At 41.6% G+C, this 15,305-nt stretch carries 7 protein-coding genes; 6 read left to right on the top strand and 1 reads right to left on the bottom strand.

Translation table 11 applies throughout. The features are described 5' to 3' along the window. The first annotated feature begins 6 nt into the window (after nt 1-6). From RB604_RS08715 to RB604_RS08695, 5 genes are all read left to right on the top strand, one after another. On the top strand, nt 7-1,929 hold the full coding sequence (locus tag RB604_RS08715; RefSeq protein WP_005925451.1) for a RagB/SusD family nutrient uptake outer membrane protein: 1,923 nt from the start codon (nt 7-9) through the stop codon (nt 1,927-1,929). Between the two features lie 23 nt (nt 1,930-1,952). Next, complete coding sequence (locus RB604_RS08710) at nt 1,953-3,626, top strand: DUF5123 domain-containing protein (protein ID WP_055293590.1); 1,674 nt, start codon at nt 1,953-1,955, stop codon at nt 3,624-3,626. A 136-nt stretch (nt 3,627-3,762) separates the two neighbouring features. After that, complete coding sequence (locus RB604_RS08705; protein ID WP_055293588.1) at nt 3,763-6,249, top strand: tetratricopeptide repeat protein; 2,487 nt, start codon at nt 3,763-3,765, stop codon at nt 6,247-6,249. Between the two features lie 17 nt (nt 6,250-6,266). Next, a complete protein-coding gene (locus tag RB604_RS08700; RefSeq protein ID WP_021937346.1) occupies nt 6,267-8,030 on the top strand; it encodes an HSP90 family protein in 1,764 nt (587 codons plus the stop codon). 9 nt (nt 8,031-8,039) lie between these two features. Continuing rightward, nucleotides 8,040-9,122: a hypothetical protein gene (locus RB604_RS08695; protein ID WP_007478631.1), complete on the top strand. Its 1,083-nt coding sequence runs from the start codon at nt 8,040-8,042 to the stop codon at nt 9,120-9,122. 83 nt (nt 9,123-9,205) lie between these two features. Here RB604_RS08695 and RB604_RS08690 read toward each other — a convergent pair whose 3' ends face one another. Further along, a complete protein-coding gene (locus RB604_RS08690; RefSeq protein ID WP_172680655.1) occupies nt 9,206-10,705 on the bottom strand; it encodes a glycoside hydrolase family 28 protein in 1,500 nt (499 codons plus the stop codon). A 202-nt stretch (nt 10,706-10,907) separates the two neighbouring features. Here RB604_RS08690 and RB604_RS08685 point away from each other — a divergent pair, with 202 nt between their 5' ends. Then, entirely contained in the window at nt 10,908-15,263 is a 4,356-nt protein-coding gene (locus tag RB604_RS08685; RefSeq protein WP_122281991.1) for a hybrid sensor histidine kinase/response regulator transcription factor, read from the top strand. Nucleotides 15,264-15,305 lie beyond the last annotated feature (42 nt).

Raw genomic sequence — 15,305 nt, 5'->3', positions numbered from 1 at the left:
ACTAAAATGAAAAAGATATTTAAAACCTTATTAATTGGTGGTGTAGCCTTAAATATGATGACCTCATGTTCCGATTTTTTAGATCAACGTTCACCATCTGAATTAACAGAAGAAACTGTTTTCAACTCTATATATTATGCCAATAATGTATTGAACAAAGTATATGGTAGCCTAACCAACGACCAGACTTATTCACAGTATTTCGCCTTTGTATGGTGTTTGAATTCTGATTACGAATTAGTAGACGGTTTCGGTGCCGATGCAAGCAACACTTCCAGTGAGCGTGGTAATATGAACTATAATCAAAATCCAGGATGGGCCAACTTATCCAAGGCTTGGGATGCCATGTTCAGTGCAATCGAATACGCTAATATCGTAGTGGACGGCATAAACAATAGTGAACTGATCACTGCCGGTGGTTCTACACAGACAGAAGCAGAACGTATTAAAGCTGAAGCCCAAGTTCTTCGCGCCATGCTTTATCTTGATTTAATCCGCAACTTCGGTGATTTGCCTATGAAAATGGAATCATCAAAGCCTGATTTAAGTAATGCTTACTTGGCTAAGACAGACCGGGATGTTATTTTGGATTACCTGATAAACGATTTGGAAGATGCAGCCGAACATTTGTCATGGGCAGGCTCAGTGTCTACAGAACACGTCACTAAAGGATATGCACACTCTTTGTTAGCAAATATCGCTTTGACACGTGCGGGATGGGCCATTCGCGAGAGTGCTAAGGCTGGTTATGAAACAGCCCCTAACAGCGATGCGGCTTATCCGACACAACGTCCGGGAACTGAAGAACGCCAGAAATTATATGAATTAGCACTCAAACATTTGAATATAGTTATCGGTTCTGGTAAACATCAACTGAATCCATCTATTGAAAACCATTGGGATATGGTCAATAAACTCAAATTAGACGAAACATATCGTGAGAATATTTTTGAAATACCAATGGGACTGGGTAGATCGGGCGAATTAGGCTATACTGTCGGAGTACGTATCAATGGCGCTTCTTCTAAATACGGCGAAAAAGGTAATTCATCCGGCAAGATGAAAGTATGTGCCCCGTATTTCTGGTCATTTGACCACAATGACTTACGTCGTGACTTGACATGCGCACCTTATACACTAAAAGAAACCGATGGAAAAATGGTAGAAAGCTTCGACGGAAACAAACCTTTCGAAATCTATCTTGCAAAATGGGATATCCGTAAAATGAGTGAAGAATGGCGTACCGTGGCAATCAATACCGGTAATGCAAAATGGATGTCGGGAATTAACGTCACCAAAATGCGTTATCCTTATGTACTGTTGATGTATGCCGAAGTAATGAATGAACTCCATGGAGCAGATGTAACGGGAGAATGCGGTCTTACGGCACGCGAAGCTTTGAAAATGGTACACAGACGTGCATTCAGCGATGCCGACAAAGCTGCCGCCGAAACATACATAAATAACATCTCGGCCGATAAAGATGTATTCTTTGATGCTATCGTTCAAGAAAATGCATGGGAATTAGTAGGGGAAGGCTATCGTAAATACGACTTGATCCGTTGGAATCTCTTGAACGACAGAACAGAGAAAATGAAAGCTGATTATGAAAGACAATTATCGGAATATCCGGCTAAATTATATTTCAAATATAAAGAAGACGGTGGTACCATAGACATGTCTACAGTGCAGTGGTATGCGACAGCCGAAGAACAGGAAGAATTAAAGAACGATGAAACATATTCAAATAAAGCTTTCTGGGGAGCAGAATTAACAGATGCCACTCAAAAGAATCTATTGGATTATCTTCCTAAAATAAATGGCGGCTTAAATGCTTCAGTGAAGAATCGATATTTAATGCCTATCGCTTCTACAACAATTTCCGCATCAAACGGAACTCTGCACAATTCTTACGGATTTACGGATTAATCATTTAAAATCTAATGAATAAGATGAAACATATAATAAATAAAATCGTGGCAGGAGCTTTTATGCTCCTGACCACTGCAGGAATAATATCTTGTACGGATATCAACGAATGGGAGACGGACAGCCAGTACGATCGACTGTTCAGTCCCGGTAGTTTTAGTGTTAGCGCCACTACCACTACTGCTGAAGTTACCTGGAAAGCTACTCCCGGAACCAACTATTATATCATTGAAGTAAGTACGGATTCATTATACGGTAAAACAGAAGAATGTCGTGAAAATTCAATCGTATACGGAACAAATAAAGACATTAAGAAATCTCCTTATACCCTTGAAGACCTGAATAGTAACACCAAATACTATATCCGTATCATGGGATGTTCCGAAACAAAAGGAAACTCTCATTGGAATTATCTTGAGAAATTCTCTTTTCAAACAAAGAGTGAGAATATTTTCGAAACCGTAGGAAGCAAAGACAAAGGTGAAGACTTCATTACCTTACGATGGGATGCCACATTGGCTGTGACTCACCTTGAATATGCACAGGTGACCGGTATAGATGAAAATGGAAACTCTATTTTAGGTGAAATAAAAACAATTGATCTCAGTAATGCAGAAGGTTTTGTTAAAATCACAGAACTACAAGCATCTACCAGCTATCAGTTCACTATTTATAACGGTACCCACCCTCGTGGCACCCGCATAGTTTCTACAACTAATCCCACTCCAAGCGCCAATGTGAAGAAGTATCTCTACCAAGGTGACGCACTTACTCAAGAAGATATAAATGCATTAGCATCTGCAGGTAGTGTAACCTACATTATGGAAGCCGGAATGGAGCTCGTTTGGGAAACACTTGATGAAACCACCGGTGAAATGGCAGCGATAGTAATTCCTGATGGATTATCTGTTACATTCTTTGGTGCATCCGGTGGAGAAAAGCCAACTATTAAATCGAATAAAACGATTGAAATAGACGGAAATCATAATTATATATCATTCGAAAACGTTGCTTTCATAAATACAGGAAGCACTTATTTGATTAACGAAGGAAACACATCCAGCTTGGAAACACTTTCTTTCACCGATTGTACATTCGATGATTATAGCCGTTCTATCATACGTTTAAAAGATAATGCTTCTATTAGCATTGATAATCTGATCATAGACAATTGTGTTATAACCAATCAGGGATCTGATAATTATGCCTGTTTCTATTGGAATAATGCTGCATACTCGATAGCTAATTTTATTATGAGTAATACAACTGTCAATACTGCGTTACATAACGTTATGGACTTCCGTAGTTCTAACACAACGAATATTGAAATTGAAAATTGTACTTTCTATAATGTAATAGGTGCTTCACGTTATTTCTTGGATTGCCAGAATATAGCTCCAACAATAAAGCTCACTAACTTGATTTTTGCAAAAGCCAATACGGCTGTCTTAGCTGAAGGTGTATGGACTTCTACATCAAGAGGAGTCAGAGCCAATTCTACCCCGACCATTTCGGGAGTATATTTCACAGCAGACTTTGTATTCGGCAGCAATGCTTTCAAACCCACGTATGAGTATAACAACACTTCCGAAAACTTATTTACGGATCCGGAAAACGGTAACTTTACTATTAAAGATTCATCCTTTGATGGCAAGAATAGTGCCGGTGACCCACGTTGGTATATGAGTGCAGAATAATATTAGAAAAGCGTAAGTAAAAATCCTCTGATTAGTTATAGTCAGGGGATTTTTTTATTTATTTTCTTCATAGTCTTTTTTGTTACAATCCGGCAATATTCGTACATTGCGACAAAATCATAAAAAATCAGTTTATATGGAAGCCATTAAAGAACGATTTGAAAAAATACTCGACAGAATTGAAACATCCGGAAAATCTGCAACCGAATGGTTTGGCAAATATACCCATGAGCTATTAATGAACCCAGACAATTGGTGGGAAGCTTTAGCCGTGTGCAAATATGCATTAGATCGCAAAGAGAGCCAAAAGGAAACAGCCGATTTCTTCCGCCTGATATTTGAAGCCTACGATTGCAATGTAGAGGTAGACCTTAATGAAGAAGAATATGCTTTCTGGTGGGAAAAAGTACAGGAAACCTGTGACCGGGTAGGAGAATTTGACGGTGCGGGATGGACACAAAAAGGTTCCCAATACGCTGAAGCACGTTATGGACTACGTGATACCGGAAAATTATTGCCATACTATGAAAAAGCAGCCGGGATGGGAGACGAACATGCCCAAGCCACTGTTGCTTTCTGGAAATACATGGGGTATTATTGTCAGCCGGATCGGGAAGAAGGTAAACGTATCTTTGCCAAACTTACAACTCCGGAAGGTTTGCGCTGGAAAAAATTCTATCAGGCATGTATCGAGAATTACGCCGGTAATGAAGGGCAGGCACGACAACTTCGTCAGGAATTATTGGAAGTACTCTCCGAAAAAGACAGAATGCGTGCCCACATATACGCTGTCATAGGCGATGAACTCGACAACGATGAAACAAAAACTGCAGAGCAGGCGGAATATTACAAAAAAGCACTGGCTATTGTTCCGAACTTCTACGTCCAGAAAAGCTTAGGCACTCTGTATATGCGGAATCCGGAATTAGGAAAAAAGCCGGAAGAAGCATTCAAACTATGGGAAAGCGCCTGGAAATCCGGAGTATGGTCGGCTGCCAACTTCTTGGGATATTATTATCAAGACGCCCCCTGGACCAATATCCCCAAAGCAATTGAATGGCTGGAAAAAGGAATGCTTTATTGTGAATCATACAGTGCTTACGAACTTGCTTTAATCTATCTGTACAATGATGAATATCAAAATGTGGAACGTGGTTTATACTGTCTTGAACGTTGTGTAGAAGATAATTACGTACAAGGAGTCGAAAGCCTGGCAATGGTCTACTTCAATGGAGAGTTGGTAGAAGAAAATATCGGACGCGCCCATGAGTTGTTACAGAAAGCTGCCGAACTGGGTTCCGGAAGCGCTATATACCGCATCGGATGGATGTATGAACGCGGTTGCTTATCTGAAAATCCGGATTATGTAAAGGCATTGGAATACTATGAGAAAGCAGCCGCATTAGGAAATAATGACGGTTATTGCCGTGCAGCCCTCTATCTGGCTAATGGATATGCCGGAGTGACAGACGAAGCCAAGTCTAAAGAATATTACGAGAAAGCTGCTGCACAGGGTTCTGCCTATGCAATGGTGGAGTTGGGCTTTCTTCAAGAAAACGAACGGAATTACGAACAGGCCTTCGAACTGTTCAGCAAAGCCGCAGAACAGGAATATCCTTATGGCATGTATCGCACAGGCTTTTATTTAAGTGAAGGTATCTTGGGTGAAGCCAAACCCGAAGAGGGATTTGCATGGTATCTAAAAGCTGCCGAGGCGGGAGATACAGATGCGATGTTTGCAGTTGGCCGTTGCTACAAAAACGCTGTCGGAGTAGAGGAAGACCCCGACAAAGCACTCGAATGGTATCACAAAGGAGAAGAGAATAATGAACCCCGTTGTATTACAGAATTGGGATTGGCTTATGAAAACGGATACGGAGTAGAAGAAAATCCACACAAGGCCGTAGAATATATGACCCGAGCAGCCGAAACAAACTATGCATATGCCCAATTCAAAATGGGAGACTATTATTTCTACGGATATGGCCCATGCATGGAAGACAACAAGCAAGCAGTGGAATGGTATGAAAAGGCAGTTGCCAATAACAGTCCTATGGCTATGCTCCGGTTGGGAGAATACTATCTGTACGATTACGACAAACTCAACGAATCCGAAAAAGCATTCGTCTATTTCAGACAAGCAGCAGAACAAGAATTCTACAGTGAAGGAATAGGCATTTGTTACGAAATGGGTATCGGAGTGGAAGAAAATGAAACGGAAGCATTCAAATATTATACCCTCGCCGCAAATAATGGCAACACAATGAGTATGTATCGCACGGGGCTCTGCTACTATAACGGTGTAGGTGTCAAACAAAACCTACAAGAAGCATTTCGTTGGTTCAACGATGCGGCCGGTCAGGAAAGTGTTCACGCTTACTACTACTTAGGAAAAATGTTAATGTACGGAGAGGGTTGCACACCCGATGCGGAAACCGGATTGCAATGGCTGTTGAAAGCCGCAGAAATGAATAGTGACAAAGCGCAATTCGAACTCGGTAATGCCTACCTAAGCGGTAACGGTGTAGAAGAAAACGATGAAATAGCCATGGAATGGTTCGAGAAAGCAGCAGAAAACGGCAACGAGAAAGCGTTGAAAATTACAGGAAGACGAAAACGATAAGATTCACACATCTCACAATGGAGAACGAAAATAACAATCTGTTCCAGGTCAATCTAAAGGGGATGATTGCCCTGCTATCGGAACACATTTACAGCAACCCCAACACGTTTGTACGCGAACTACTTCAAAATTGTGTGGACGCCATCACCGCACTACGAAATATCGACGAAAATTATGCCGGACGAATCGACGTATACCTCAATGAAGATGGTTCGCTGGTTTTTCAAGATAACGGCATCGGTCTGAAAGAAGAGGAAGTATACCGTTTTCTTACGGTCATCGGTGAAAGTTCCAAACGTGACACTCCCGATGCGGACGACTACATCGGCCGTTTCGGTATCGGTTTACTATCATGTTTTGTAGTAACCAATGAAATCACAGTAGAAAGTCGCTCGGCAATGGATAAGCAAGCGGTTCGCTGGTGTGGTAAAGTGGATGGTACTTATCAGACAACTCTTCCCAATGAAGAATGGCCGATAGGTTCACGTGTCATTCTGGTTCCGAAAAAAGAATGGGCCCACCTTTTTGAATACGAAACATTCAAAAAGATACTGCGCAACTATGGAGAAATACTGCCCTATCCCATCTATCTGCATCGGCAAGAAGAAGAATTGGTTAATACCCCCTCTCCCGTTTGGCTGAATCCGAAAGCATCCCGTAAAGAGTTACTCGAACACGGAGCCAAAGTATTTCAATCTTCCGCTTTAGACGCCTTTCATATCCATACAGAAAACGGTAAGGTAAACGGAGTACTTTACATACTTCCGTTCCGCACTCAATTCTCAACACGTAATTCTCATAAAATTTATTTGAAACGTATGTTGCTGAGTGAAGATGACTGTAATCTTCTACCTTCCTGGGCCTTTTTTATCAGATGCCTGGTCAATGCCGACGGTTTGCAGTCCACTGCTTCCCGCGAATCTTTCGTAAGCAATGATCTGTTGAAAGATGCCCGAAAAGAGATCGGAACTGCCATAAAAGAGTATTTAAAAGGACTGGTCGGTAACAATCGGGAAATATTCAATAAAATTCTCGATGTACACTATTTCCATATCAAAGCCATTGCTGCGGAAGACAATGAGTTACTCCGGCTTTTCATGGATTATCTGCCATTTGAAACCAGCAAAGGGATGAGAAACTTCGGAAATATCCGCGCAACTGATCATGTAATCCGTTACACCCGTAATCTTGAAGATTTCCGACAAGTACGCCGTATTGCCGGAGCACAAGGTTGGCTGGTCGTCAATGCCGCATATACATTTGATGAAACACTATTAAAGAAGTCTGCCCGCCTCTTTCCCGGACTGACACTGGAAGAAGTTTCTCCGGCCCGCTTGCTCGAACAATTTGCAGAAGTAGAAGCCAACGAAGAACATAAGGATTTCGAAAAGAAAGCCGGCGAATTATTGAAACGTTTCGGATGTATCTGCAAACTTAAACATTTCACTCCGGCAGATACTCCGGTAATCTTCGTCGCTGAAGAGAAAGAAACCAATACCAAAGCTGCCAATAACCCGTTGGCAGCCGTACTGGGAACAATCAACCCTCAAAAGCAGACACCACCTACACTGACATTCAATGCCGACAATGAAATGGTACAGACGCTACTGAAAATAAAAGCAGATAACAAACTTTTCCAGCATATCGTATATATACTATATGTACAAGCCTTGTTGCAAGGACGTTATCCGGTCAACAGTGAGGAAATGACTCTCTTCAACCATTCACTCAGCGAGCTGATGACTACCAAAATGAACGAATTTATCAACTTCTTAAATTAATGTAATCCCATGAAGTACACACTTGAAATACAAAAAAGACTGTTGCAAGTAGAGAATGGCAACCTTTCACCACGTGAAAAGTCTTCTTTACTCAGAGAAGCCATACGCATAGCGGATGAAAATGATGACGTACAATGGGCGGTAGAAATGCGTTTAGATCTCATTTACGAACTAAATCAACTCTCCGAAGATCAAGAAGAAATCACCGTATTCTCACGTATACTGGATGATTATGAAAACAATAAAGACCTTATTCAGGAAGATGACATTCTTTGGAAATACAAATGGATATGGGGTTGTGCTTTCGATCTTCCGGAAATCCCTAAAGTACAGGTAGATGCCATTGCCGAAGACTTCAAAACCCGTATTCTACGCAACGGATATTCCGCACGTTCTTATTATCACTTATTGTCTGTACAAAATACGAGAATGCGACAATACGATAAAGCCAAAGAATATGCCGACAAGATGCAAAATGAAAAGTTGGATGACATGATGTGCGAAGCCTGCGAACTGAACTTCCTGTTAGACATCTATTTGGAAACCGGAAAATTTGATGAAGCCTATCACCGTGCCCAACCACTTATCAGCAGACAAGTAACCTGCTACGAAGCTAACTTAAGAGCTTTCCTCAAACTATCCTACTATGCGCAAAAAGCGGGAAAAGCAGAAATAGCAGCCGATATGTGCGCACGTGCCGAAGAAGCCTTGGCAGGCCGTGAAAAGGATGAATACCTATTACCCTATCTGGGCAATTTCATCACATACTACTTCATGACAAACCCACAACGAGGCTGGGAATATGTAGAATGCTGTGTTCCCTGGAGCTTAAGAACGAGTAAGTATAAAAAATACCGCTTTGGATGTGATATGGCGGAAGCACTGAAATATGAATCACGTCCGGAGGTGAAACTCGGGTTACCCGAAGAATTTCCTCTTTATAATGCAGAAGGTACCTATCAGGTTGCAGAACTGCGCGATTATTTCTATAAACAGGCCGAAGGACTGGCACATCAATACGATACACGCAACGGAAATAACGGATATATGGAGAGGATACTGTGTCAATGCGGCAATATGCCAATACAATAACTTAGAAATGAAAAAAGAATGTGCCAATGGTATACGTTTATCCCTACGCAGCCAATTGGCACATTTACACATTACGATATTACTTATTTCCCCGTCACCCTGAAGAAATCTTTCACCGATTGTATCTGAAAACAATTATTTATCTGAACATTCTCCGCTTTATCCACTTCAATCACAGCCTGTCCGGGAATAGGTTTCTTCGAACGGACTCCCTCCAATGTAATTCCGCTACTTTCTCTGAAAGTGAGCGACGGCCCTTCGGATACGGCAAAGTCCACATTGAAGAAACGGATATTCGTTGCTGTTTCAACATTAAACCCTTTTTCCGCCTCCATATTTATATTTGAGAATGAAAGCTCGTTTATCGGCATCTCCTCAATACCTTTTATATAACCGATCTGCTTCACATCCGAACCTGTAATATTACTCAAATGAATATTACGGAATACGGGAGTGCGTTCGCTCACCGGTTCCGGTTTGGAAAGCTTATCATAAAACAAATCAAAGATAAATGCATTCCGGCCGATATTTTTCATCACGATATTATCCACCCGGATATCTTCTACTACTCCACCACGACCACGGGAGGCTTTCAAACGAATACCGGCATCTGTCCCATCAAAAACGCAATTGGATATAGCCACTCTCTTCACCCCGCCGGACATCTCACTACCAATCACAACTCCACCGTGCCCGGAAAGCATGATACAATTAGTGATTGTCAGATTCTGACAAGGTTTCCCATATTTACGTCCATCAGCATCACGTCCCGATTTTATGGTAATACAATCGTCTCCTACGCTGATAAAGCAATCAGAGATACGCACATTGCTACAAGAAGTCGGGTTAATACCGTCTGTGTTGGGACCTTTGGGGTTCTTTGAAGGGTTATTGATCGTTACGCCATGAACCGTTATGTTATCACAGAATGCAGGATTAATGGTCCAAAAAGGAGAATTGATAATCTTCACATTTTCTATTACGATGTTACTGCATTCAAAGAACTGAATGAAAGGCGGACGGAACATACGGCGCTCCAAAGAAGGTTTGTAGTAATCAGAGATTTCCAAATCCTTATTAGCGTCCACCCACATTTGCTGAAGCTTGTTCAGAGAAGGCAGTTTTCCTCCGTTCTCCTTTATCAACCGACGGGTATCGACTTCCCAAGCCCACCATTTGAACCCGTTTCCATCCAGAGTACCTCTTCCGGTTATCGTTAGGTTATCGGCATTGTCGGCATAAATTAATGGCGACAATGTATTCATTACCGTTCCCTCCCAGCGAATCTTCACAAAAGGAAGATAATCTTCAAAGCGATCCGAAAAACGAAGGGTGGCACCGGACTCTATATCCAAAGTAATATTACTTTTCATACGTATGGTAGCAGTCAGATAAGTACCCGCCGGAAAATAAATCGTCCCTCCCCCTTCGGCGGCAGCCTCATCAATCGCTCTGTTTATTAAATCGGTACAAGGTTTTATGCCTGTAAGATCGGCTCCCAACCGTTTCATATCAAAAGTACGGGCATGGGTCACGGCAGTACTCAAACACCACAATGCCATGCAAAGAAATAAATGTTTCATCGACATACAAATATTTATTGATTACAAGGGCAAAAGTACGTTCTTTTATTACTCCACATGAGGAATTTCCGTGCTTCATAGAGGAAGATTCAGTGGAAAAACTGGGCAAAAGAGGGTATTTTTAAGTTATTAAGAGGATACTGTTATTTTATATAGGGTGTTTTCCTTATTTTTGTGATACGAAATCACAAAACAAGATACTATGAAAAAAATCTTTCTCGTCATCGTTCTGCTTATAGCCGTTTTTACAACTATCGCGCAGCCGCTTTGCCAGATAGAACATTTTACGGTGAACAATGGGCTGGCTCAGGGAGTAGTCACTACTATATTACAAGATAAAAAAGGATTTATCTGGTTCAGCACCTGGAATGGTCTGGACAAATTTGACGGATATACATTCAAAAACTACAAGGCTTTTCCTGGAGACGGTTGCATGTTGAGCAACAATCGGATCACCTTCATTGCAGAAAGCCGATCCGGAGATATCTGGTGCCAGACCTACGACGGCCATATCTTCTTATTCGACACGAAAGAAGAAAAGTTTATCGATATTCTGAACCCCATTGAAGAAGAAACCCGGCATATCAATATTGTAGACCAAACTTATGTGCTGCCCAAAGGAGTCGTGTGGGTGGCCTGCGACAAAGGATACAATTTCAGGATAGACGAAAAACTTTGTAAAGAAAGAAAAGGAATCACTCTCTACAATTCTTTCAACCAGACTTTAAAAGGAGATCAGATCTTCAGTGTTTATCAGGATTCTGAAGGAGATGAATGGATATTGACTGATAAGGGAGTAACGGTAATCGGCCAAAAGAAAGCTGACAGCGACTTTCCTTTCTATCATATTAAAGAGATGAAAGGGAAGATATTCCTTGCTTCGACTTCCGGCAAACTGGCGATTTATGACATGCAAACAGAAAAGATAAGATTTGCAGAAATTCCTTACGATATACAGGTAATCAACGGAATACATAATATTGGAAATAACGATTTAGCTCTTGCCACAGACAAAGGAATTGTTATCTTCAATGTCGAACAAAAAAGTTTCAAACAGATCGATATACGAACAGTTACTCAGACCTCAAACACCGCATATTCTATCTATAAAGACAAGCAAGGTGAATTATGGATATTCTCCAACACCCCGGGAATCGTACGTCTCAACTTAAATACCGGTGAAAAGCAACATCTTGCGACTCCTTCAAAAGAAATTATAAACTATGGACGCCCCAACCGTAATATTATCTTTGAGGATAAAGCAGGTGTACTCTGGATGATTCCTCATAAAGGAAATTTCTGTTATTATGATCGTGCTGAAAAACACTTAAAACCATTTTATACAGATCCTACTAATCCTAACTCCATGTTTACCCCAAATGTTCGTTTCTACTATACGGACAGACAAAAAAATCTATGGTTTACTGGTATACGAGGAGTAGAAAAGGTGTCTTTCTTTCCTTACTCTTACAAGCATACTCCTATAGACTACGGTTTGGAAGTACGTGGATTATGGCGAGATAAGCAAAAACGCCTTTGGGTAGCCTCTAAAAAAGGAACAATCCGTATATATGCCCCCGATGGACAATTACAGGGATACTTGAACCAACAAGGAACCATAAGCAAAGATATGGTGATATTCCCGGATAACATTTACTGCTTTATGGAAGACAAAGATGGAATTATCTGGATGGGAGGTAAAGAGAAAGGCTTATTCCGACTGGAAAAAAAAGACGAAACTCATTTCTCCATACAGCAATTTACCAACCAACCGGAAAATAAATACAGTTTAAGCAATAACAGTGTCTATTCCATCTGCCAGGATAGCCATAACCGGATTTGGATCGGATGTTTTGGCGGAGGAATTAATCTGTTGACTAAATCTGCAGATGGTAAAATCCGGTTCATACACAGCAACAATGAATTAAAAAACTTTCCGACCAGCCATTTCATGAAAGTCAGATGCATTACCGAAGTATCCGGAGGAGTGATCATTGCAGGCACAACAGAAGGACTGTTGACATTCTCCAACAACTTTGAACAACCGGAAGAAATCAAATTCCATCAAAATATACGCAACCCGGGTATAGCATCCAGTCTGGGCAGCAATGATGTCATCAACATCTATACAGACAGCCGAAAAACGATATATATATCGACATTCACCGGAGGAGTCAGCAAGGTACTCTCCCGGAATCTTCTCAATAGCGACATAGAATTCAAGACTTACACCATCAGAGACGGATTGGCCTCGGATCTTGTACTGTCCACTATCGAAGACACGGAAAAGAACCTATGGATCGTGTCGGAAAACACGTTATCCCGCTTCAACCCGCAACTGGAAACGTTTGAGAATTATGGAAGTAATTTCCTACAACAAGAATTCAACTTCTCCGAAGCAGCTCCCTCCTTAAATGCAAAACAGCAATTAGTATTCGGGACAGACAAAGGATTCATTGAAATCAGTCCCTCCGATATGAAAAAAAGCGACTATGTCCCCCCTATCGTCTTCACCGGTTTAAAGATACAGGGTAGCCCGTCTCCTACGGGGATTGACGATCTGCAAGAACTGGTGTTAAATCCTTCCCAAAGAAATATCACCTTCCAATTTGCAGCCCTCGACTATGTAGCACCGGAAGAAATACAATACGCTTATCGTTTGGAGGGCTTGGAACATGAATGGAACGATGCAGACAATAACCGTTCTGCCAGCTACATTAACCTACCGGCCGGAGAATACCGGCTTCAAGTTCGCTCAACCAACAGTGACGGAGTATGGGTAGACAACACACGTACTTTAATAGTAAAAGTATCGCCTACTTTTTGGGAAACGGCTTGGGCATGGGGACTTTATGTCGTCCTATTTATCCTGTTTACCTGTACCATCGTATATATCCTATTCTATATCTACCGCTTAAGACATCAGGTAGACCTTGAGCAACAATTATCAAATATCAAGCTTCGTTTCTTTACCGATATTTCTCATGAACTGCGAACACCACTTACACTGATAGCCAGTCCGGTAACAGAAATACTGGAAAATGAACCTCTTTCGTCCAAAGCGCGCGAACATCTGACTTTAGTACATAAAAACACAGAACGCATGCTACGGTTGGTAAACCAGATATTGGACTTCCGGAAGATACAGAATAAAAAAATGAAATTATTGGTAGAAGAGAGCGATATTATCGCCCTGCTGCGTAAAATAACAGACAGCTTCCAATTGGTTGCCGAAGAAAAACAGATTGATTGCAAAGTAGATACCGATTGCAAAGAGCTATATATATGGATAGATCGTGATAAATTTGAGAAAATATTTTTCAATCTGCTCTCCAATGCATTCAAGTACACCCCTTCGGGGAAAGCAGTTACCGTACGCATCACTACCGATACGGAAAACGTAACCATATCCGTGATAGACGAAGGTATAGGAATCGATCCCGGTAAGCAGAAATCTCTTTTCCAAAGATTCGAGACACTGGCCAGGTACAACATGTTGCAACCATCGTCAGGAATCGGTTTATCATTAGTCAGGGAGTTGGTAGAACTACACCACGGAATAATAGAAGTATCCAGCCAGCCCGGTAATGGCAGCTGTTTCAGCGTACAATTTCCCACCAGACGTGATATTTTAGAACAAGACCCGCAAGTGGAATTTATCCTGGCCGACAGTTATCAGGCTGCAATTGCAACAGATCAGAATACATTCGACATGAAACCGGTAGCAAGCTCCCCAACCAGCAACCAACAATCGGACAATAAGGACGCCCTCACCATTCTTATTGTGGAAGATAATCCTGAATTACGTACATTCCTACATAATATACTGACTGATAAATACATCGTAATCGAAGCCGGCAACGGACAGGACGGATTGGAACAAGCCTTGCAGGAAGTACCCGATTTAATAATCAGTGACGTTATGATGCCTGTCATGGATGGGCTCGACATGGTGAAAAACATTAAAGAGAACCGTAATATCTGTCATATACCCATTATTCTGTTATCGGCAAAGTCATCGTTGGACGATCGCATTGCCGGACTGGAACAAGGTATCGACGACTACATTACCAAACCATTCAGTGCCACTTACCTGAAAACCCGGATCACCTCACTACTTCAACAACGCCAAATGTTGCAGGAGATTTATTTGGCCAATCTGGCAAAAGGAAAGCAACTCCCCGACCGGCAACAGGAGCTGACACCGTCACAACCGCAAATCACACCCTTTGACGAAGAGTTTATGCAACAAGTCATGGAATATATGGAGGAACAAATGGACAATTCGGAACTTACCATAGACGACTTTGCCAATAAACTGCTACTGAGCCGTACGGTATTCTATCGGAAACTAAAATCAATAGTAGGCCTGACCCCTGTAGATTTCATACGCGATATCCGTATCAAACGTGCAGTGCAATTGATCGACAGTGGCAGGTTCAACATATCCCAAGTAGCCTATATGACCGGCTTCAATGACCCGAAGTATTTCAGCAAATGCTTCAAGAAACAAATGGGAGTGACACCAACAGAATATAAAGACAAACAGAAGCAATAGTAACGCATTTCCCCTTTTTCTACCGGATATTCCCCCGATATC

The sequence above is a fragment of the Bacteroides salyersiae genome, from assembly GCF_031172035.1.
In the GTDB taxonomy this organism is placed as follows: domain Bacteria; phylum Bacteroidota; class Bacteroidia; order Bacteroidales; family Bacteroidaceae; genus Bacteroides; species Bacteroides salyersiae.
The sequence above is the reverse complement of the archived record's forward strand: the minus strand, read 5'-3'. Positions and strand labels throughout refer to the sequence as shown.